Here is a 21,669-nt window from a genome sequence, read left to right on the forward strand (position 1 = left end):
CAGCTAAATAAAACAGGGGATCAATGATGGTCGTTGCTACAACTAAAATCCTAACAGCGGCTGAGTATCTGCAACGGGAAGAACAGGCCACTGAAAAAAGTGAGTTTGTCCAAGAAGAAATTATTCCCATGGCCGGAGCCTCCGCCAACCATAATCGCTTAACCTTTAATTTAAGCCGCTTATTACCTCTAGAAATTGGCGATCGCCAATATGAAATTTTTGTCAGCGATATGAGGTTATGGATTGCTGAGTCTGAAAGTTATTTTTACCCCGATGTGATGGTAATTGCGGAAGAGCCAAAGTTTACTGATAATAGTCAGATGGCGGTGACCAATCCCTCTTTGATTGCCGAAGTTCTCTCCACTTCAACAACGGGCTTTGATAAAAATCAGAAATTTGGCTTTTACCGGACTATTCCCCAATTACAAGAATATTTATTAATTGACCAGTCCTGTTATCACGTTGAGCATTACCAAAAAGTTGGCGATCGCCAATGGTTATTAACGGAACTGATGGGAGAAAATGCCGAAATTGAATTTAGTTTTATGAAAATAAAAATCAAACTTGCAGAGCTTTATAAACGAGTTGATTTTTCCAAATAATCAAGGCAACAATGCTCCCCAACAGTGCAACATCAAGCCATGGGAAGCACTGCCCAAATGCCATTAGTTAGTTGGGGAAACCTTAAGCTTGGGCCAGGAGTTTACCAATTAATTGATTAGTCAACTTTGGATCTGCTTTACCCCCAGTGCGTTTCATGACTTGACCGACAAAGAAACCCTGCATATTGCCTTTACCACTGCGGAATTTTTCCAACTCCTTGGGATGGTCAGCAATGACAGCTTGGATGATGGCAGTCAACTCGTCGGGGTCAGAAATTTGCACCAAGCCCCTAGCTTCAATAATTTTCTGGGGAGAGCCACCTTTTTCCAGCAACTCCGGCAGAATATCTTTGGCAATTTTGCCGCTAATGGTGCCTTTGGTAATTAGATCAATTAACTCTGCCAGGGCCGACGGTTTCAGGGCCAGCTCGCTGATGGTCAAACGGTTGTTGTTGAGATAGGCGGCAATGTCCTGGGTAACCCAATTGGCCACTGCTTTCGGGTCAGCTCCGGCATTCACCGCTTCCTCAAAATAGAGCGCCACATCCCGGTCTTCGGTCAATACCCGGGCATCATAGGCGGACAAACCCAGTTCCTGCTCATAGCGGGCTCGTTTGGCACTGGGGAGTTCCGGCAAGGTTGCAAACCAAGTTTGTTTCTGTTGCTCGGACACTTCTAAGGGGGGCAAGTCCGGTTCAGGAAAATAGCGATAATCGCTGGAGCCTTCCTTTTTTCGCATGCTGATGGTGCGCTGACTGCCTTCCTCCCAGAGGCGGGTTTCTTGGTAAATCTCCTCCCCGTCGGCGATCGCCTTAATTTGCCTTTCAATCTCATACTCGATCGCCTTTTGGATGGCGCTAAAGGAGTTCATGTTTTTGATCTCTACCTTGGTGCCAAATTCCTTTTGCCCCACCGGACGGACAGAAATATTTACATCACAACGGAGGGAACCTTCTTGCATATTGCCATCACTGATGCCTAGGTAACGCACCAGTTGTCGTAAAGACTGGGCATACTCCGCCGCTTCCTGTCCCGTGCGTAAGTCCGGCTCCGAAACAATTTCTAGTAAAGGTACCCCAGTGCGATTGAAATCCACCAGGGAATGGGTCGATCCCGCCAGGCGATCGCTCCCCGCATGGACTAATTTGCCCGCATCTTCCTCCATATGTAAACGAGTGATGCCAATGGTTTTGCGGGTAATCTCTTTAGTTTTTTTATCCACCAACTCAATTTCCAAGGAGCCATGCTCCACAATGGGCAAATCAAACTGGGAAATTTGATAGTTCTTAGGTAAATCCGGATAAAAATACTGCTTGCGGTCAAACTTACTGTAGGGGGCAATCTGGCCATTGATGGCTAAGCCAAGTTTAACCGCCGCCGCCAACACTTCTTCATTGAGCACCGGCAGAACCCCCGGATAACCCAAACACACCGGACAGACATTAGTGTTGGGGGGACTGTCAAAATCAGTGGAGCAATTACAAAAAATCTTACTAGCTGTGTTGAGCTGACAGTGGGTTTCTAGCCCAATAATCGCTTCGTAATCGGTTTTAACAGCAGTGGCAGTCATGAATTTCCGGCAGATTGGCTTCTCCCCATTCTGCCATACTCCCGCCGTCCAACGGGCACTTTTCTCCCTCATTAACCCCCAGCGGAGATCGGACCAAAGCCTAGGATTTTTGCTGTTTTTCCGGCTTGGGACGAGGGAATTGGGAAGGAGAGGGGAAGTTTTCCACTGGCATATTTTTGATGGCCTGACTCATAAAAGAGCGCCAAATGGGAGCGGCATAACCTCCCCCCGAAATCCCCTTACCCAGAGAACGGTTAGCATCATCTCCAATCCAGACGGCGGTGGCCAATTGGGGCACATAACCCACAAACCAAACGTTGCGCTCATTGTCTGTGGTGCCAGTTTTGCCAGCAGTGGGACGCCCTAGGTAGGCCGATTTACCTGTCCCTCCCTGGACAACGGAAGTGAGCACTGAAGAAGTACTAGCAGCAGCCCAGGGATCTAACACCTGTTGGGGCTTGGGAGTATTGTCTAGCAGGACATCCCCCCGCACATTGGTAACCCGCAAAATTGCAGTGGGCTCAGAATACCAGCCATTGCTAGCTAGGGTGGCATAACCTACGGCCATATCCAATGGAGTCACATCCACCGACCCCAGGGGCAAGGAAAGAACAGATTGCAATGGTGTTTTAATGCCCATCTGCTTAGCATCCTCAATCACCTTATTAAGGCCAACACGACTGCCAATCAACACCGCTGGAATATTGGCAGAACTGGCCACCGCCTGGCGAATGGACATAGAGCCGGAAAAACCGCCGCCATAGTTTTTGGGAGAATAGAAGCCTGCTCCGTCTCTCAAACTGATGGGACGGTCTTCAATGGAGGAATCGGGGGTGTATTTTCCACTGGCAAAGGCACTGTAATAAACAAAGGGTTTAAAGGCCGAACCCGGCTGACGACGGGAAATGGTGACCCGATTAAGTTGGCTTTTGTTGTAGTCCACTCCCCCGGCCATGGCTTTGATGAAATGGGTTTCCGGCTCCACCGCCACTAGGGCAATCTGTAAATCCTTTGCCCTTCCCATGCGTCCCCGCAAACCGCTATAGGCGGACTTGACAGTTTTTTCCGCCAGCTTTTGGGTGTCGTAGTCAACGGTACTTTGTACTCTTAAACCGCCCTGGGCCAAGGCTTCTTTCCCGAATCTAGTTTCCAGTTCAGCAATAACTGCATCGGTAACGTAGGGCAATTTGCTGTTTTGCCAAGCAGTGGGTTGACCCAACTTGTTCTGGAGGGGTTCTTTTTTTGCTGCCTCGGCCTCGGCAGGGGTAATCCAACCAATACTGACCATGCGGTCTAGTACGACTTCTTGGCGTTCCTTAGCCGCATCAAAGTTGTTGAAAGGGCTATAGGCCTCCGGGGCTTGGATCATGCCAGCCAACATAGCCGATTCGGCCAAATCTAGATCAGCAGCGGATTTTTTAAAGTAGCTCTCAGCCGCCGTTTGGATACCGTAGTTATTATGGCCCCAGTAGATATAGTTGAGGTACATGTCCAAAATTTGGTCTTTGTCGAATACCTGTTCGACTCTGATCGCCAAAACCGCTTCGGCCAATTTGCGGGTAAAAACTCTTTTTTGGCTCAGATAAATATTTTTTACCAACTGCATGCTAAGGGTAGAAGCCCCTTCGCTTACTCCACCACTTTTAAAGTTGACTAACAGGGCCCGCCCAATGCTGTTGGGGTTGATGCCTTGGTGTTTATAAAAATTGCTGTCTTCGATCGCCAGTACGGCACGTTTTAGGTTGGGAGAAATTTCCGCCAGGGGCACAATTTTGCGATGTTCTTCCCCGTGGAGACTGAGTAATTCCCGTCCTTTGGCATCGTAGATATAACTGGTTTGGGCGGGCACGTAGGAAGTTAGACCCCGCACATCGGGGAGATTACGAAAACTAAAGGCCAAGCCAGCCACCCCTCCTGCCACCACAGCGGTAGAAACTAGACCCACCCCCAGAAAAGTGGTACCGGTGGTGCGCAATACCCGCTGGAAAAAATTAGGCTGGGCTTTGGCTTTGACCTTGGTGGAAGATGGTTTTAGGGTGCTAGTGGATGACACGGTGTAAGAACTTCCTCACGCCAGGAAATGGAATTTGTAACCTTGCAGACTCAGATGATTAAAATTAGTTACTCCCCAGGAACAATTTTCCCCGGAATTAATCTTAGTTTAGCTTACCGACATTCGCCCAGAAGTCAACTGAACTAGGCTAACCCAGTCCCAAGCTCGCTTAGAGGGGACTTTTTGCCAAAATCAACTTGAATGGGACAAATTAGCGGGCCAGTTAGCGATATTGGGACCAAGCCACTGGCGACAGGCCGGAATTAAATACTCTGCTAAATGTTGGGCGTCTACCCCCAGAATTGTTCTTTGTTGAGACGCTAAAATACCGGCTTGGGCATGCCACCAGGCTGCTGTTGCCACCCTTTGGGCAAGGTCAAATTTTTCTGGCTGGGCCAAGATACCCCCCATCAGTCCCGTGAGGACATCCCCACTGCCTCCTCGGGCTAGGGCTGGAGTACTATCTTTAATTACCCAGGTGGGGCCCGTTGGACTAGCAATGACCGTTTTAGCCCCTTTGAGCAGCACTGTGGCCTGACACATAGCCACCGCTGTTTGCACTGCAGTGAGGCGATCGCCTTGGTCAATGTCGGGAAAAAGTCTTTTAAATTCACCTCCATGGGGAGTTAACACGGTGGGGGCTGTCCGTGCTGCCAATAGGGGTAGTAATTGTTGCTGAGCTAATTGATTGAGACCATCGGCATCCAAAATCAGGGGACAATTAACCGACAAAACTTCTTCCACCACGGGGCCTACGCCCGAGCCTAACCCTGGTCCAAGGGCCACAGCACTGTAACGGGATAGGTCCAAATTGCCCAAACCGGCGATCGCCCCGGAGGGAGTTTCCAAAAGACCTTTCACCAAAACTTCGGGACATTGACTGTGGAGCAAGGCCTTAATCCCCATGGGCACCGCCACTGTCACCATCCCCACCCCACTGGCCCTGGCCCCCAGAGTAGTTAGCAACGCTCCCCCGGCATACTGTTGAGAACCGCAGATCAGTAATAGGTGGCCCTGTTGATACTTGTGGATCACTAACGGGTGACTGAGGGGCAATGTTTGTTGAGCTTGGTCAGCTCCAAGGACTTGCACTGGCCAAACTTTTCCTAAAACATTGGCGATCGCCTGGGGGGGTAAACCGATGCCCAATAACTCCGTCTGGCCTAGGTGGGCCAAAGCCCTGTCCTGAAAGTAAGCTCGTTTCCAAAGACCAAGACAAAAACTCCGGTCTGCCTCCACTGCTACACCTAAAATTTCCCCCGTATCTGTCTCAATACCTGAAGGTAGATCGATACTGACCACGGGTACGGATAAATCGTTAATGGCTATGACCACATCGGCCATCGCCCCGGTGATAAGTCTAGTTAAACCAACGCCGAACAAGGCATCAATAATCAGGTCGCAATGGGCCAAAGCCTGGACCCCTTCCACCCAAGAGATGCCTAAACTTTTGCCGTAGTCAGCGTGGTTTTGGGTCAGGGGTTTTAACTTGTCCAAGGGTTGTAAAACCTGAACTTGGTAGCCCTGGAGCTTTAGTTCCCTAGCCACCACTAAACCATCACCACCGTTATGGCCCGGGCCCACCACTACACCGATGCGGGGATATGTGCTGAGGGGATAGAGCGTGGACAACCTGTGGGCGATCTGTAGAGCCGCTTTTTCCATCAAGGCCGCCACTGGCATACCCTGGGTGAATAGCCAATTTTCAATCTCCTGCATTTGGGCCGCACTGACCACTGCCCGGAACCATGGAGACGTCACTGCCATAATCTTTTTCCTTCAACTCTTAGGCCAATGCTGGATCCACCAACGGCGATCGGTGCTGGAGTTGCCATTGATCCAGATATTCATACCACAGCGGCAATCCTTCCCCCGTGCGAGCAGACACTGCAAAAATTTGCGCTTGGGGAGCCACTTGCCGTAGGTTTTGCCAAGCCAGCTCTGCGTCAAAGTCCACGGCGGCGGCAATGTCCTGTTTGGTAACTAAAATAACCTCGGCCGATTTGAAGGTGGCGGGATATTTGAGGGGCTTATCCTCCCCTTCTGTGACGGAAAATAATACAACCCGTAAATCTTCCCCCAGATCATAGGCCGTGGGGCAAACTAAATTACCGACATTTTCAATGATCAATTGATCGATATTGTCTAAATCTAACTTTTGGGCCGCCTTGGCCACCATTTCCGCTTCCAGATGGCAAATATTTCCTGTGGTGACCTGAATGGCGATCGCCCCGGCACTGCGGAGACGTTGGGCATCGTTATCGGTGGCCAAATCCCCCACAATCACGGCGGTGGGATGGTCTTTTTGTCGATCGCCGACCATTTTTTCGATCAGAGCAGTTTTACCGGCTCCGGGAGAAGAGAGGAAATTCATCACCAGTAAGCCCTTAGCCTGGAAATAGCCCCGATTCCTTTCCGCTAGGCGGTCATTCTTGCTGAGAATGCCTTGGCCAATGGCAATGGACTGGCGATCGGGTTCAATGGTCACAGTCTGCTGACTTGGACTTTGGCTGTAGTTGCCATGGTGGTGATGATGTTCTTGCTGGTTATGGTCATCATGGCTGTGGGCAAAATTTCCATCGCCATGGTGATGATGGCTATGGGCAACGGTTCCCACCGCACTACAACCGCAGTTTTGGCACATAATAACCTTCCCCCTCGGGCGGAAATATTAATGTTATGACCCCATGGTAAGAGAGGATGCTTGAAAGAGGTTCTACTTTAATTGCCATTTGGCACAGTAATCTGGAATGGATGGTGGAGACCCAGGTTTGTCTTTTCTGGCTCCATTGATTAAATATCCAATTTCCCAGCCCCATTTTTGTAATGACAGCTCCCCTAACCCTCAACTTACTCCAAGGTTCTGTTCGTTTTCCCTTTAGTGCCGAAGCGGCGATCGCCCTCCAGGGGGAGATCAACCAATTGGTCAATCAATTAAAGGCCATTGGTGCTCAGGTTAACCAGGGAGGCCGACCGGAGAAGCAACAGAATTTGGAATATTGCCACAGTGGAGAAGTCTTTTTAGAAGTATTTTGCAACCCAAATATTTACCCCAGCCCCTTTGCGGCTAAGGTATTGCTCACACTACGGGACGACCGGATTCGTTTGACTACGGAAGCGGAATTGCCCAGACTCATTGAAGATTTGGCTGAATATCTAGCCCAGCATGGTTAGATCCAGCCCTGGTAAACCTTGTAAACAGTGCCCAACCAATGTTTTCCCTGCCCAAAAATTTTCTTCAACCTCTCCCTCTCCAACCAGGCGATCGCCTCACTGTGGTGTCTCCCAGCGGTAGTCTGCGGGAATCGACGGATTTGCACAAAGGGGTGGATATTTGGCGATCGTGGGGCTACGAGGTAATTTTCAGCCAAGGTTACGAAAATCGCTTCGGCTACCTAGCGGGAACGGATCAACAACGTAGGCAAGATTTACTCAACGCTTGGTTAGACCCCCAATGTAAAGGAATTTTATGTAGTCGGGGGGGCTACGGCTCCGCCCGGTTACTGGAAGATTGGCAATGGCCGGAAATTAGCCAACCAAAATGGGTGTTGGGTTTTTCCGATGTCACAGGGATTTTATGGAGTTTGCTCAAGTCAGGCATTATCAGCCTCCACGGGCCGGTATTAACTACCCTCAGCGATGAGCCGGATTGGGCTTTGGAACGATTAAAAACCTATCTCCAGGGTTTACCGCTACCATCTTTAACCGGAAAAAGTTGGCAGAGTGGAAAGGTTCAAGGGCGTTTAGTGGCAGGTAATTTAACCGTTGCTACCCATTTTTTAGGAACAGCATGGCAACCAGATTTTGAAAACGTAATTTTGGCGATCGAAGATGTGACCGAAGCCCCCTATCGCATTGACCGCATGGTAACCCAATGGCGAGCCTCCGGCAATTTATCCCAGGTAGCTGGCATTGCCCTGGGGCGGTTCAGTGAATGTGAAGCTCCCGCCGGATTCCCCAGTTGGACAGTGGAAGAAGTCCTTGGCGATCGCCTGGGGGATTTGGGCATACCAGTGGTGGCGGATTTACCCTTTGGTCATGGCGGCGTCAATGCCATTTTGCCCGTGGGTAGCAAAGCGGAATTGGATGGGGACGCTGGCACCCTCAGCTTTTTGTAAAGTTTTATCATCTTTTACCTCCGGAGATATTCATTGTCATAGCTCCGGTATTAATGCTCCAGATTGGTCTGGGCAATAGCTTTGTGGCGATTATGGCCGGGGAAAAAATTCATAAAACTTATTAAAATTATTTGTTAATGAGTTTATAGCTTAACTACAAAAAGTTAATAGCTTGCTGGCATAAATAATCAATTTTTCTTGAAAAATATTTAGAAGAAATTCTTATACAGCAGAGGTTATGGACTCCACTCTCTATCTTAAGACATAGACAATTTTATTCTTAATAAACAATTAAGAATTGTGTCAGCCCGGCAAAAAAGTGTGTCCAAATAGTTTGTTTTAGGTAAAATCCATTACAGACGGAAGGATTTTTCTGGGCAAATATCTATTCAACGTCACTGCTGTGCTTTCATTGGTCAAAATTGCCGCTGCCCAAACCCGGTGGCCAAAGAGAGACAACAGTAAATATTCTCGACATGGAGTTTCCTTGTCTATGAACATCAATCCTCTCCTGCGGGCCTACGAACACGGTGTGCGCCGCTTCCCCAGGGAAAATTTACAAAATGCTGACCTATCGGGATTCACTCTGATTTCCGTCGATTTTGAGCGCACGAACCTGATCGGTAGTAATTTGCAGCGCACCTTTTTGACCAAAGCCCGCCTAGGGCACTGCCAAATGAACTGGGCAGATTTGACCTATGCCAAACTCAACCAAGCAGATTTAAGCCATGCCGATCTGACCAAAGCCAGTCTCTACGGGGCTTTTGCAGTTAAAACTAATTTCAAAGGAGCTAAGCTGAGCGGGGCAACCCTAGCCCATGCCAATCTCCGGGGAGCTAATCTGGAGCAGGCTAATCTGACCGGAGCTAATCTGTTCGCTGCCAATTTACGGGAAGCCAATTTCCAGAAAGCCGATTTTTCCTGGGCTAATTTACAGGAAGCTTGTCTTAGTCTGGCTAATTTGCGCGATGCTAGGTTGTGGGCAACGGATTTGCGCCGGGCTTTTATGAAGGAAATGGATTTAAGTGCTCTCAGTCTCCACGGTTTAGCCATGGATGGGGCGAAATTAACCGGCAGTTGCCTGCGGGACACAAACCTTAGTCACTCTAGTTTGCGGGGCGCTAACCTCCGGGGGGCAGATTTAACCGGGGCAAATCTCACTGGAGTGGACCTGACCGGGGCTGATCTGATGGGGGCCAACCTAACCCAGGTAGTTTGGCACGATGTCGTGGTGGAAGGCGTTAATTGGGAAGAGGCGATCGCCGACCAGTCCATGTTTCGCGAAGGAATATTAGGACTGGGAAACCATCACAATCACCGCAGTCATAATTGCCACCAGGGGCGTCAGGGAATAAATATTAGTTGCTTTGGGGGACTCCAGGCCGCCTATGTCATTTAACTGAAATTCACTGCAATCATAAACAACTAATCAACAAAATTACTAACAGCGGGAAAATTCCCCCTAAAAGATCAGTGTTTCTAGAAGGGCAGCACAACCAAAGGATGCCAAGGCAACTTTAATGAGACGTAGTCCCTGCTGATTCAACCAATCCCGTTGGCGACGGAAGAACATGTAAGCATTCATGGCCCCCATCAAAAAGAACAGCAGAGAGAGCCAGTTGGTTTCTTTGGTAGCTGTGTCTGCGGAGGACATCGCCCAGGTCTGTGAGGATTGCATGTTTGATTTCTCCAGGTAAACCAACTTTGACAACTACACCTTAACAAAAGCCAAGGCAATTGTAAACCTTTGTTAAGTATTGTTGACTGGGGTGAAATTTTCTGCATTTCTTAGAAGGGCAGGCCCCAGGCTTGCCATTGTTGCCGGAGCCAACCGGAAGCCCGTAATTGCAATAGGATTTGGTTAACTTCCCGTTGTAGGGCTTGGTGTTGTAATCCTTTGGCCATGGCGATCGCCATGGGGTTAACTGTTAATTGCAAAGGCAAATGATAGTAATCGGATTGGGATTGGGCCCAGCCGCTCAGCACGGAATTGTCCCCAGCAAAGGCCATGGCTTGGCCCTGTTCTAGAATTTGATAGGCTTGGTCGTAGGAATCTACCCCCACAAGGGTAGCTTGGGGAAATGCTTGTTTGATAACGGGAATGGTGCCGCTGTTATTAAGCACCGCAATGGTGTGAGCCTGGTTGCGGTCTAGGTTTTTCAGGGAGCCGTTTTTGCTAATTAAACCAACTCCGTCCATATAGTAGGGCGGGGAAAAATCCACCAGGCGATCGCGAGCAGGATTTTGGCCCATTTGGGCAATGATTAAATCCACGTCACCGTTGAGTAATAGGGGAAGCCGGTCCTGATTCTGTACCGGAACCAACTCCACCGCCGTTTCATCCCCCAGCAAAGCCAAAGCTAAACGACGGGCCAAAGCAATTTCTAAACCAGCTAATTCCCCCTGTCCATCCCGAAAACCCAAAGGTCGTAAATTATCCTTCACTCCCACCCTTAATTTACCCCGTTGCCGAATTGCTTCTAGGCTGACTTCTCGGCTAGCCATAGCGGTTTCCAAGACCATGGTTTGGGCCATCGCACTGACAGTTAAACCCGGAATTAAAAATAGTAAACAGCTAGCGACAATTAGGCCACGCATGGGAAGAGTAGTATAAGTAAAAGAGCAAAAAATTTCTCCATACGGAGAAAACTAACTACTTTATTGAACACTTAAAGAAGGCAACCAATTAACCAAAGCGGGGAAAATAATAATTAACAGTAACACTAAAATTTGCAGACCAATGAACGGTACGGCTCCCCGATAAATTTGCCCAGTGGTTAGGCTCGCTGGTGCCACTCCCCGTAAGTAAAAGAGGGCAAAACCAAAGGGCGGTGTGAGGAAGGAGGTTTGTAAATTGGCTCCCACAATGACACCGTACCAAATTAAATCAAGGTTTAGTGCCTCTGCCACAGGTTTAAACATGGGTAGGACAATAAAGGCAATTTCAAAAAAATCAATGAAAAATCCTAGTATGAAAATGGTGATCATACTAATGGCTAAAAAGCCAATTTGGCCACCGGGTAAATTAGCCAAAAGATCAAACATAAATCGATCGCCTTCCAGCCCCCGGAACACTAAGCTAAACGCAGTTGACCCCAATAGGATTAGCATCACCATGCTGGTAATGCGTAGGGTGGCGTCACAGACTTTCCAGAGGGCTTTCCAGTTCAGACGTTGATTAAAATGGGCCAAGGCGATCGCCCCGATGGAACCCACGGCCCCTGCTTCGGTGGGACTAGCAATGCCGAAGAAAATACTCCCCAGCACCAACAGAATTAAAACTAACGGGGGCAACATCACCTGCACTATACGTCTGCGTAATTCCTGGCCGCCAATGTTCCTAACTTCGGCCGGTAAAGCCGGGGCTAAGTCCGGTTTTAACCAGGCAATTATCAAGACATAAAGGGCAAAACTGCCGGCCATCATTAGTCCTGGAAGGAGGGAGCCGATAAATAAGTCCCCCACGGAAACTCCCAATTGATCAGCTAAAACGATCAAAACTACGCTAGGAGGAATGATTTGTCCCAGGGTGCCAGAGGCGACAATGACACCGGATGCTAACTCTTTGCTGTAGCCATAGCGCAACATAATGGGTAGGGAAATTAAACCCATGGCCACAACGGTGGCCGCCACAACTCCGGTGGTTGCCGCCAGCATAGTACCCACTAGGATCACCGCCAGGGCTAGTCCTCCCCGCAAATGCCCCAGGATAATACCCATGGTTTCTAATAGTTGCTCAGCAATGCCAGACCGCTCCAGCATGGATCCCAAAAAGATGAAAAAGGGAATAGCCAGCAGAGTACCATTGGCCATAATGCCAAAAATCCTTTGGGGCATGGCGGACAAGAATATGGGGTCAAAAGAACCTAAAGCCGCGCCGATGATGGCAAATAAAATCGCCACTCCCCCCAGGGAAAAGGCAACGGGATAGCCACAGCCCAGGAAGACCAATGCCCCCACAAACATCATTGGCCCTAACCAGTCGTAGTCCACCATTAACCCCTAGCCTCCGTATCAAAATGACCAAGGGCGATCGCCAGATTTTTAATTACTTCCGCGATGCCTTGGACAATTAGCAACACAAAACCGACAATAATCATGGTTTTAATGGGATAACGGGGTAATCCTCCCGGATCCGGCGAAGTTTCCCAAATGTGCCAGGAATTGATCACCGATTCCCAAGAATAAAAAATCACCAGCCCACAAAACGGGAATAAAAATAAACAAGTACCTAATAAATTCACCCAAGCCCGCTGGCGATCGCCAAGGGATTTGTAAAAAATATCCACCCGCACATGGTCATTGGTTTGCAGGGTGTAGGCAGCACCGAGAAGAAAAACTAGATCAAACAAATACCATTGGGCTTCTAGCAAACCATTGGAGGCCAAGTTCTGGCCTACTAAGCGGCCGAGGTAGCGCCCCACCACATTCCAGCCGCCAGTTAGTACCATTGCCAATACTAACCATGCGGTAAATTTCCCAATCCAAGCGGTGAATTGATCGATAAGCTGGGCAATTTTGAGTAATTTGTCCACTAATTACTGGCCTCCCTCAGCCAAAGAACTTCCCATAAAAATAGAGCAAATTCTAGATGTTCAGACTACAACCTAGACCAGCAAGTTTCGCCATTAAACAAATAAAAAATCCTCACCATTTTACTAGCGAGGACAATTTGACTCTAAAAATAAGAATGTCAAATTCTATAGCTTGACTTCGATATCAACCCCGGCAGGGAGATCCAACTTCATCAGAGCGTCAATGGTCTTGGAAGAAGGCTGATAAATGTCGATAATGCGGCGGTGGGTGCGGGTTTCAAAATGTTCCCGGGAATCCTTATCCACGTGGGGAGAGCGCAACACACAATAAATTTTCCGTTTGGTGGGCAAAGGAATCGGCCCCACAGCGGCGGCATTAGTACGATTAGCGGTATCAACAATTTTGTCGCAGGATGTATCGAGGAGGCGACGGTCAAAGGCTTTGAGGCGGATACGGATTTTTTGTTGTTGCAATGTTGCCATGGAAATTTAACTCAGAATTAGCGGACTGTTTAATTGTCAAGGTTCAGAAAGTTGAATAGTCAGTGGGGCTGGCCCAGTCAGAAAAAACTTACCGTAACCAACCCAACACCAACTACATCATGAATGTTGTTCTAAGGACTACTTCAAAATCTTAGAAACAACACCGGCGCCGATGGTACGACCACCTTCGCGGATAGCAAAACGCATCCCCTGTTCAATGGCGATCGGGTTAATGAGCTCAACGGTCATTTTGATACGATCCCCAGGCATAACCATTTCCACAGCACTGCCGTCGTCAGCGGTGTAGCTTTTGATGGTACCGGTTACGTCAGTGGTCCGTACATAGAACTGAGGGCGGTAGTTGGCAAAGAAAGGAGTGTGGCGGCCACCTTCTTCTTTCTTGAGCACGTAAACTTCCCCTTCAAATTCGGTGTGGGGAGTGATGGAACCGGGTTTAGCCAAAACCATACCCCGTTCGATGTCCTCTTTTTGAATCCCCCGGAGGAGCAAACCCACGTTGTCCCCAGCCATTCCCTCTTCAAGGGTTTTTTGGAACATTTCCACACCGGTAACAGTGGCTTTACGGGTATCTTTAATGCCGACGATGGAAATTTCTTCGCCAACTTTAACTTTTCCGCGCTCAATCCGACCGGTGGCAACGGTACCACGACCAGTGATGGAGAATACGTCTTCCACCGCCATCAAGAAGGGCTTATCAACTTCCCGCTCAGGGGTGTCGATGTAGTCGTCAACGGCTTTCATGAGTTCAAGAATCGCATCTTTGTATTCTTTTTCTCCTTCGATCGCCTTGAGGGCAGAGCCAGCAACGATGGGAATGTCATCACCGGGGAAATCGTAGTCGCTGAGCAATTCACGAACTTCCAGTTCCACCAATTCCAGCAGTTCTTCGTCGTCCACCATGTCTTTCTTATTCAAAAAGACCACCAGTTTGGGAACCCCTACTTGCTTAGCCAAAAGAATGTGTTCCCGGGTTTGGGGCATGGGGCCATCAGCGGCGGAAACCACCAGAATCGCACCGTCCATCTGGGCAGCACCGGTGATCATGTTTTTCACATAGTCAGCGTGACCAGGACAGTCTACGTGGGCATAGTGACGGCTATCGGTTTCATACTCAACGTGGGCAGTATTGATGGTAATGCCCCGGGCTTTTTCCTCAGGAGCCGCGTCAATATCTTCATATTTCCGGGCTTTGGCACCACCCAATTCCGCCAAGGTCATGGTGATCGCCGCCGTTAGGGTGGTTTTACCGTGGTCAACGTGACCAATGGTGCCAATGTTTACGTGGTCTTTCGTCCGTTCAAATTTTGCGCGTGCCATGAATAAATAAGTCCTTTGATTGTTTCTACACAGATTGCAGTCCTAGGAGAACTGCCGGCTTAGGCATAGCCTCTGCTTTTGGCGACGATCGCCTCGGCAACATTACGGGGTACTTCTGCATAATGGCTAAATTCCATCGAAAAAATACCCCGGCCTTGGGTTTTTGACCGGATATCGGTCGCATAGCCAAACATTTCCGCCAATGGAACACTAGCGGCCACTTTGGCTATGCCCTGCTCCGTTTCCTGGCCCTCAATATGGCCCCGACGGGCATTGAGGTCACCGATCACGTTGCCCATGAAGTCATCAGGAACTTCAATTTCGACTTTCATGACCGGCTCTAGGAGCACAGGGTCAGCTTGGCCCACAGCCTCCCGGATTGCCATGGAACCAGCAATCTTGAAGGCCATTTCCGATGAGTCCACATCATGGAAAGACCCATCTACCAAGGTGGCTTTGAGGTCAATGACCGGGTAGCCCGCCAATACCCCCGAAGCACAGGCTTCTTTCATCCCCTGTTCCGACGGAGCAATGTATTCCTTGGGAATAACGCCACCGACGATTTTAGAGACAAATTCAAAGCCCGTCCCTGGCTCGGTAGGCTCCACCTTAATGACCACATGGCCATATTGGCCCTTGCCCCCACTCTGGCGAATAAATTTACCTTCTGCCTGTACTGCCTTACGGATGGTTTCCCGATAGGCTACTTGGGGAGCACCCACATTGGCCTCCACCTTAAATTCCCGTAGCATGCGGTCCACCAGAATTTCTAAATGCAATTCTCCCATGCCAGCAATTACCGTTTGGTTGGTCTCGGGATCGACACTGACGCGAAAAGTGGGATCTTCCTCGGATAAAGATTGTAAAGCTTTGGAAAGCTTATCCATATCCTGTTTAGTTTTTGGTTCCACCGCTACGGAAATAACTGGCTGGGGGACAAACAAGGATTCTAAAATAATCGGCTCTTGGTCATCACAAAGGGTATCCCCAGTGAGGGTATCCTTGAGCCCCAACACTGCGCCCAAATCTCCGGCATTTAACTGGTCCACCTCAATGCGGTCATCGGCTTTGAGGATGATTAATCGGGAAATGCGTTCCTTCTTCTCTTTGGTGGAATTCAATACATAACTGCCCTTTTCCAACACGCCGGAATAAACCCGCACGAAGGTGAGCCGGCCAAACGGGTCCGCCATTACTTTGAAGGCCAAAGCTGACAGGGGAGCTTTATCTTCCGCCGGTCTGGTGGCTACTTCGCCATCGGGTAGATGCCCTTCGATCGCCGGTACTTCCAGGGGGGAGGGGAGGTAATCCACCACCGCATCCAGTAAAAGCTGAACTCCCTTATTTTTAAACGCGGAGCCACAGAGCACTGGCACCATGGTTCCGGCAATGGTTCCCCGGCGCAGACCGGCTACCAATTCATCGGCGGTTAACTCTTCTCCTTCCAAATATTTTTCCATCAGGGCATCATCAGCTTCCGCTACGGATTCTACCAAGCGTAAGCGATATTCCTCCACCTTATCCTGCACTGCAGCGGGAATGGGAACTTCCTGGATATCTGTGCCCAAATCGTTTTTGTACAAATAGGCCTTCATGCGCACCAAATCCACAATGCCTTCAAACTCCGCTTCACTGCCGATGGGAATTTGAACGGGGACCGCATTGGCCCGTAGGCGATCGCCAATCTGTTGACAGACCCGGAAAAAATTAGCCCCGGTGCGGTCCATCTTATTGACAAAGGCAATGCGGGGCACTTGGTATCGTTCCGCTTGACGCCACACTGTTTCTGATTGGGGTTGCACTCCACCCACGGAACAAAATACAGCAATTACTCCGTCCAACACTCGCATGGAGCGCTCCACCTCAATGGTGAAATCCACGTGCCCCGGAGTGTCAATGATGTTGATATGATGCCCCAACCAATCGGTACTAATAGCGGCGGCGGTGATGGTGATGCCCCTTTCCCTTTCCTGGGCCATCCAGTCCGTTACTGCCGTACCTTCATGAACCTCACCGATTTTATGAACCACGCCAGAGTAGAACAGAATCCGTTCCGTCGTGGTGGTCTTACCCGCATCAATGTGGGCGGCGATACCAATGTTACGTATTCGTTCTAGGGGCACTGTGCGAGCCATAAAGTTTACTCCTAACCGGGGGTTCGACCAAAAACAAGCTCTCTCTTTCCCAAGGGAAAACGGGAGGCCATTAACAATTCTATACGTTTTCCCCGATCTTTCTAGATCTGCAACTAAATCTAGGGGGAATTTTCCTGAAAACTAACCCAGGGAGGCGTGGGGGCAACTCAACCCCAAACCTGTATCAATGTTGCCTTGCCTATTGCCTAGTAGCGGTAATGGGCAAAGGCCTTGTTGGCTTCGGCCATGCGGTGGGTTTCTTCCCGCTTTTTGATGGCGGCGCCGGTTTCATTGGCGGCGTCCATAATTTCGTTAGCCAATTTGCTTTCCATGGTGCGACCACCCCGAGCACGGGAAAAATGCACCAACCAACGTAAAGCTAGGGCAGTTCCCCGGGCAGGACGAACTTCCATGGGCACTTGGTAGGTGGCACCACCAACCCGGCGGGCTTTAACTTCCACCAGGGGAGTCAAGTTTTTGATTGCCTTTTCAAACACTTCCAAGGGATCTTCGCCAGTTTTCTCTCCAACGGAGGCCAAGGCATTGTAAACAATGCTAGAAGCTAAGGATTTTTTGCCGGAGCGCATTACCCTACGGATGGTCATACTCAGCAGAGTGCTGTTGTAAACGGGATCTGGGGGCACAGGGCGCTTTTTGACATTGCCACGACGAGACATAACTTTTTACTCTTTTTGCTCTGGATAATGATTAAAAGTTGTGATCACTGCCAAACGTTTCGGGCTGGGTTGCCGAAAGTAAGGGGAGTGGTAAAGCCAGCTACACCTTCACTGAACAGGGGCGGCTAGGCTAATGGAAAGTTGGGAAAGTTATTTCTTCGCTTTTTCCCGTTTGGTGCCGTATTTGGAGCGACCCTGTTTGCGGTCTTTAACTCCGGTGGCGTCCAACGTGCCCCGCACAATGTGGTAGCGAACCCCAGGTAAATCTTTTACCCGACCGCCCCGGATTAGTACTACGGAGTGTTCTTGTAGATTGTGGCCAATGCCAGGGATATAGGCCGTTACTTCAAACCCGGAGGTGAGGCGTACCCGGGCCACTTTCCGGAGGGCGGAGTTGGGCTTTTTGGGGGTGGTGGTGTAAACCCTAGTGCAGACTCCCCGCCGTTGGGGACATTGCTTGAGGGCAGGGGATTTAGTTTTCTTCTGTACCTTCGAGCGTTCGCTACGAATTAGCTGCTGGATAGTTGGCATGTGTTAAATATAGTGGGAATTAGGATCGTTCTCCTAATAGATAAGAAAATCATCGACAAATTTTCATCATACCGCTGCCTATTTAGCGCTGTCAACCTAAGTTTTATCTGCTGCGATGAAGGTGACGGGTAGGTATTGCAAGTCCGTGGGATGGTCTATGTCCGGTAGGGTTGGTAAGTCGTAAGGGCGATCGCCATTTTGGACAATTTTTGCCAAGGTCTGTTGGTAAACGACTCCAGTGCCCCAGTCAATTTGCTCGAAATAGGCTGGGTTGAAGTTGGTCAAGCCCATTAGATAATAACCGCCATCCAGGGCCGGCCCCAACACTACCGGGTAATTATCCAAGGCAGTGAAAGCGGTTCGGAGTAACCCTTGAGTAATACCAGGGCAATCAATGCCGATAATCACAACTTTGTTGCCTCCCTGCCCAAAGGCCCACTGGCAAGACTGTTGCAGGCGATCACCTAAATCTCCAGTTCCTTGGGGTTGGTAACAAAAATTAGTTCCTAGCCATTGTTCCATCTGCTGTCTAGTTCCGCCAGTGTAAAAAACAGTTATTTGACAAGGGGCATCGGTTTGGCAGCGAAAATTATGGGCGGTTTGAACGGTATGTTCCGTCAGTTGTTGCTGTAGCTTGGCCGCTCCCCTAGGGCCAAGGGCAGGGATCAGGCGAGTTTTGGTTTTTCCGGGTTCTGGCCAACGGGTGAAAATAATTAAATGCTGTTCAGCCATGGAAAGTGGGGGGGCGGAGATAAATAACTCCAGTCAACTCCGGCCATTCTGTTAATCTTGAGAACGGCTAATTTATCATAATTTTTCCAGCAGTTGTAGAGGTTACAGTCCATGAAAGTGGCAGTTATTGGTAGCGGTGGACGGGAACATACTTTGGCTTGGTCGTTAGTTCGATCGCCGGAGGTGAGCCATTGCTATTGCTTGCCGGGAAATGGCGGTACTGCTGGGTTACCGAAAACAGAAAATGTGGCGATCGCCGTGGATCAACTGGGGAAAATCTGTGAATTTTGCCAAACGGAAAAAATTAATTTAGTAGTGGTGGGGCCGGAATTGCCCCTCACCCTGGGGTTGACCGATCAATTACAAGCACTAGGTATAAAAGTTTTTGGCCCCACCAAAGCCGGGGCAGAATTGGAAGCGAGTAAATCCTGGACCAAACAGTTATTAATCGAAGCGGGAGTGCCCACAGCTTTCGGGGAAGCTTTCACTGAGACAGCTCCAGCCCAGGCCTATGCTACGAAAATGGGAGCTCCCATTGTGGTGAAAGCTGACGGTTTAGCCGCTGGTAAAGGGGTGATTGTGGCCCAAACTTTAGCCGAAGCAAACACGGCAATCGCCGAATTATTTGACCAGGGCTTTGAAAAAATTGTGGTGGAGGAATTTTTACCAGGGGAAGAGGTGTCCGTGCTAGCCCTCTGTGACGGCAAAACAGTTATTCCCCTGCTACCAGCCCAGGACCACAAACGCATTGGGGAAGGAGACCAAGGGCTCAATACTGGTGGCATGGGAGCCTACTGCCCTGCTCCCATCGCCCCGCCAGCGGTCATAGACCAGGTGCAAAAACAAATCCTACAGCCCACAGCTAATGCTTTAGCTAAACGGGGCATTGATTACCGGGGAGTATTATATGCCGGCTTAATGGTCAGTCCCGCCGGGGAAATTAAAGTGTTGGAATATAACTGTCGTTTTGGTGATCCTGAAACCCAAGCGGTGTTGCCCCTCCTGGCCACTCCTCTAGAAAAGGTATTGATGGCCTGTGTGGAACAAAACCTAGAGCAATTGGGACCTCTGCAATGGCATCCTGGTAATGCGGTTTGTGTGGTGGTGGCCGCTGGCGGTTATCCCGGCAGTTACCACAAAGGAGACGAAATTAATGGTTTGGCTGAAGCCGAAGCTCAAGATGTTACGGTATTCCACGCTGGCACAGAATTAAAAGAAAGCAAAGTTTTGACCAATGGAGGCCGGGTATTGGGAGTCACCGCCCTAGGAAAAGACTTATCCACGGCGATCGCCACTGCCTATCAAGGAGTAGAACAAATTGACTTTGATGGTATGTATTACCGACGGGACATCGGCCACAAAGCACTTTGACAAGGAGTTGGGAGCGGAAATTCTTCGGGGAGAATGGATTGGGGTAAAACAAATTTCCCCTGGGGCCGGAGAGGAAAAGACCAGTGGCCTTGGCAATGGCAAAAGTAAACCAATGGTGTCCTAAAGAGATCAACCGAGAATGTTAATATACGTTGCAGTTTGCCTTGAACTACCTTCCTACATTTGCCCTTCCCCAATTTGACTATGCTTCAACGTCTTGTGCACATATTGGCTTTAACTGTCTGCGGCCTTGCTGTGGTCTCCAGTTTGACTCCGTCAGTCCGGGGACAGGGGGTCACGGAGGTGGAGGAAGTGATTATTGAGGGTAGTGGTCCCGAAAATTCTAGGGAGTTTCGTCCCCTCAACCAAGAAGGTAGTATCTTGAGCGTGGGCGCTGGACGTAGATTAATGAATGAAGCCAATGAAGCCATTAATTTAAATCAGTACGCCCTAGCGCTGGCTAAACTTCAGGAAGCCCGCAAGATTTTTAACCAATTGTCTAACTTTCATCTGCAATTAGCTAATAGTTTCTCGGGCATTAACACGGTTATTTTTGAGGAACAAAGAATTGCCGCTCTGGAAACTGGTCAACTGCGGGATGAAGCTACTTACCGTTTAGCTCTAGTACATCGAGCCAACAACGAACCAGCTTTGGCGGTGCCCCTGTTGCTACAAATTATCCGTTCCCAGAATCCCACCACGGACTTGGGCAGAAAATCCTACCAACAGCTTTATGAATTGGGTTTTGTAGCTTCCCCGTTTGAGGGACCCACCCCCACTGGCACCAATGCGGCCCCTACTGCCCCGGTGATTAATTAGTCCCAGTTGTGGTCAGCAACATCTTGACTGGACGGTGGAACGCTTACTTGGATTAGGTTTGGCTAGAATATTTTTGCTCGATCGCCGTGACCAGTTGAATACAATCCAACTCTTCCGGTTTGACTTGTTCCGTAAACCAGGCGGCCAAAATTTCCTTGGCGATCGCCGGGGAAGTGGCCCGTAAACTCATTACCAGCACATTGACATCGTTCCACCAACGGGTTCCCTTGGCAGTTTCCGCATCCCTCACTAGGGCGGCCCTGATACCCGGTACTTTATTGGCCGCAATGGAGACACCCGTTCCCGTCCAACAAAATAGTATGCCTTCCTCTACAGTTTGACCGGCCACCGCTTCAGCTAATTGTTGGGCAACCAATGGCCAAGGTCTTTTTCCCCTGCCAAGGCGCCAAATAAGCAAAGAATGAGATAGTTAGGACAGCTCTCTCAACGCTATATCCAATGCAGCAATCAGCGATTCTCCATTACTAAGCAAGTTGGGCAACATAACGTTTTAGTTTCGCCCAGAACTTCTCAATTTTGTTCAAGTCCGGTGAATATGGTGGTAAAAATATAGTAGTTTCAAATAAGGCTGAGACGCTAAATATCACAGTAAGAACGGATAATTTCATCAAGAGACGTGTCAATAGGAGCGTACATTCTAGCTCGTTTCAAGGCGCTAAAGTCATGCTCAATATCATTTAAATC

At 49.3% G+C, this 21,669-nt stretch carries 21 protein-coding genes and 2 pseudogenes; 6 read left to right on the plus strand and 17 right to left on the minus strand.

Features of this window, described 5'->3' with window-relative positions; genetic code table 11:
- The first annotated feature begins 23 nt into the window (after nt 1–23).
- On the plus strand, nt 24–602 hold the full coding sequence (locus BWK47_RS10800) for a Uma2 family endonuclease (protein ID WP_162328641.1): 579 nt from the start codon (nt 24–26) through the stop codon (nt 600–602).
- An 82-nt stretch (nt 603–684) separates the two neighbouring features.
- On the opposite strand, the gene gatB is transcribed toward BWK47_RS10800, so the two are convergent.
- The 4 genes from gatB to hypB all read right to left on the minus strand — a co-directional run bounded on the left by gatB (nt 685) and on the right by hypB (nt 6,869).
- Complete coding sequence (gene gatB, locus BWK47_RS10805; RefSeq protein ID WP_162328642.1) at nt 685–2,172, minus strand: Asp-tRNA(Asn)/Glu-tRNA(Gln) amidotransferase subunit GatB; 1,488 nt, start codon at nt 2,170–2,172, stop codon at nt 685–687.
- Nucleotides 2,173–2,272: 100 nt separating this feature from the next.
- Nucleotides 2,273–4,225: a transglycosylase domain-containing protein gene (locus BWK47_RS10810; protein WP_162328643.1), complete on the minus strand. Its 1,953-nt coding sequence runs from the start codon at nt 4,223–4,225 to the stop codon at nt 2,273–2,275.
- Nucleotides 4,226–4,417: 192 nt separating this feature from the next.
- Complete coding sequence (locus BWK47_RS10815) at nt 4,418–5,992, minus strand: NAD(P)H-hydrate dehydratase (protein WP_162328644.1); 1,575 nt, start codon at nt 5,990–5,992, stop codon at nt 4,418–4,420.
- A gap of 19 nt (nt 5,993–6,011) precedes the next feature.
- Complete coding sequence (hypB, locus tag BWK47_RS10820) at nt 6,012–6,869, minus strand: hydrogenase nickel incorporation protein HypB (protein ID WP_162328645.1); 858 nt, start codon at nt 6,867–6,869, stop codon at nt 6,012–6,014.
- 182 nt (nt 6,870–7,051) lie between these two features.
- On the opposite strand from hypB, the gene BWK47_RS10825 reads away from it, so the two are divergent.
- The 3 genes from BWK47_RS10825 (at nt 7,052) to BWK47_RS10835 (ending at nt 9,742) form a co-directional block, all read left to right on the plus strand.
- Nucleotides 7,052–7,399 (plus strand): hypothetical protein, encoded by a 348-nt coding sequence (locus BWK47_RS10825; protein ID WP_162328646.1) that lies wholly within the window; start codon nt 7,052–7,054, stop codon nt 7,397–7,399.
- Nucleotides 7,400–7,437: 38 nt separating this feature from the next.
- Nucleotides 7,438–8,343 (plus strand): S66 peptidase family protein, encoded by a 906-nt coding sequence (locus BWK47_RS10830; RefSeq protein WP_162328647.1) that lies wholly within the window; start codon nt 7,438–7,440, stop codon nt 8,341–8,343.
- 403 nt (nt 8,344–8,746) lie between these two features.
- A complete protein-coding gene (locus BWK47_RS10835) occupies nt 8,747–9,742 on the plus strand; it encodes a pentapeptide repeat-containing protein (RefSeq protein ID WP_162328648.1) in 996 nt (331 codons plus the stop codon).
- A gap of 63 nt (nt 9,743–9,805) precedes the next feature.
- On the opposite strand, the gene BWK47_RS10840 is transcribed toward BWK47_RS10835, so the two are convergent.
- The 10 genes from BWK47_RS10840 to BWK47_RS10885 form a co-directional block, all read right to left on the minus strand.
- On the minus strand, nt 9,806–10,021 hold the full coding sequence (locus BWK47_RS10840; protein WP_162328649.1) for a hypothetical protein: 216 nt from the start codon (nt 10,019–10,021) through the stop codon (nt 9,806–9,808).
- Nucleotides 10,022–10,131: 110 nt separating this feature from the next.
- The gene (locus BWK47_RS10845) at nt 10,132–10,941 is read right to left on the minus strand and encodes a transporter substrate-binding domain-containing protein (protein WP_162328650.1); all 810 of its coding nucleotides are present in this window, start codon (nt 10,939–10,941) and stop codon (nt 10,132–10,134) included.
- A gap of 60 nt (nt 10,942–11,001) precedes the next feature.
- The gene (locus tag BWK47_RS10850) at nt 11,002–12,339 is read right to left on the minus strand and encodes a TRAP transporter large permease (protein WP_162328651.1); all 1,338 of its coding nucleotides are present in this window, start codon (nt 12,337–12,339) and stop codon (nt 11,002–11,004) included.
- Nucleotides 12,339–12,878, minus strand: a complete 540-nt coding sequence (locus BWK47_RS10855; RefSeq protein WP_162328652.1) for a TRAP transporter small permease subunit — start codon at nt 12,876–12,878, stop codon at nt 12,339–12,341. The genes BWK47_RS10850 and BWK47_RS10855 overlap by 1 nt, the downstream gene beginning before the upstream one ends.
- A gap of 165 nt (nt 12,879–13,043) precedes the next feature.
- Complete coding sequence (gene rpsJ / locus BWK47_RS10860; RefSeq protein ID WP_010872940.1) at nt 13,044–13,361, minus strand: 30S ribosomal protein S10; 318 nt, start codon at nt 13,359–13,361, stop codon at nt 13,044–13,046.
- A 138-nt stretch (nt 13,362–13,499) separates the two neighbouring features.
- Complete coding sequence (gene tuf / locus BWK47_RS10865) at nt 13,500–14,699, minus strand: elongation factor Tu (protein ID WP_010872941.1); 1,200 nt, start codon at nt 14,697–14,699, stop codon at nt 13,500–13,502.
- A gap of 59 nt (nt 14,700–14,758) precedes the next feature.
- Nucleotides 14,759–16,834 (minus strand): elongation factor G, encoded by a 2,076-nt coding sequence (gene fusA, locus BWK47_RS10870; protein ID WP_162328653.1) that lies wholly within the window; start codon nt 16,832–16,834, stop codon nt 14,759–14,761.
- A gap of 206 nt (nt 16,835–17,040) precedes the next feature.
- A complete protein-coding gene (gene rpsG, locus BWK47_RS10875; RefSeq protein ID WP_010872943.1) occupies nt 17,041–17,511 on the minus strand; it encodes a 30S ribosomal protein S7 in 471 nt (156 codons plus the stop codon).
- Nucleotides 17,512–17,661: 150 nt separating this feature from the next.
- Nucleotides 17,662–18,042 carry a 30S ribosomal protein S12 gene (gene rpsL, locus BWK47_RS10880; protein ID WP_010872944.1) on the minus strand — a complete coding sequence of 127 codons (381 nt, stop codon included), beginning with the start codon at nt 18,040–18,042 and terminating at the stop codon, nt 17,662–17,664.
- Between the two features lie 96 nt (nt 18,043–18,138).
- Entirely contained in the window at nt 18,139–18,774 is a 636-nt protein-coding gene (locus BWK47_RS10885; RefSeq protein ID WP_162328654.1) for a TIGR04282 family arsenosugar biosynthesis glycosyltransferase, read from the minus strand.
- A gap of 111 nt (nt 18,775–18,885) precedes the next feature.
- Between BWK47_RS10885 and purD the strand changes: the two genes are divergently transcribed.
- Both purD and BWK47_RS10895 read left to right on the plus strand, forming a co-directional pair.
- Nucleotides 18,886–20,145, plus strand: coding sequence for a phosphoribosylamine--glycine ligase (purD, locus tag BWK47_RS10890; protein ID WP_162328655.1), 1,260 nt, complete (start codon nt 18,886–18,888; stop codon nt 20,143–20,145).
- 204 nt (nt 20,146–20,349) lie between these two features.
- Nucleotides 20,350–20,964, plus strand: coding sequence for a hypothetical protein (locus BWK47_RS10895; RefSeq protein ID WP_162328656.1), 615 nt, complete (start codon nt 20,350–20,352; stop codon nt 20,962–20,964).
- Between the two features lie 52 nt (nt 20,965–21,016).
- On the opposite strand, the gene BWK47_RS10900 is transcribed toward BWK47_RS10895, so the two are convergent.
- The 3 genes and pseudogenes from BWK47_RS10900 to BWK47_RS10910 all read right to left on the minus strand — a co-directional run.
- Nucleotides 21,017–21,340 carry an RpiB/LacA/LacB family sugar-phosphate isomerase gene (locus BWK47_RS10900; protein ID WP_071822672.1) on the minus strand — a complete coding sequence of 108 codons (324 nt, stop codon included), beginning with the start codon at nt 21,338–21,340 and terminating at the stop codon, nt 21,017–21,019.
- 130 nt (nt 21,341–21,470) lie between these two features.
- Nucleotides 21,471–21,569, minus strand: a pseudogene (locus BWK47_RS17405) (transposase); the annotation flags it as partial.
- Nucleotides 21,562–21,669 (minus strand): annotated as a pseudogene (locus tag BWK47_RS10910) (IS630 family transposase); the annotation flags it as partial. The pseudogenes BWK47_RS10910 and BWK47_RS17405, both read right to left, overlap by 8 nt.

It is taken from the genome of Synechocystis sp. CACIAM 05, from assembly GCF_010222815.1.
Lineage (GTDB): Bacteria > Cyanobacteriota > Cyanobacteriia > Cyanobacteriales > Microcystaceae > Synechocystis.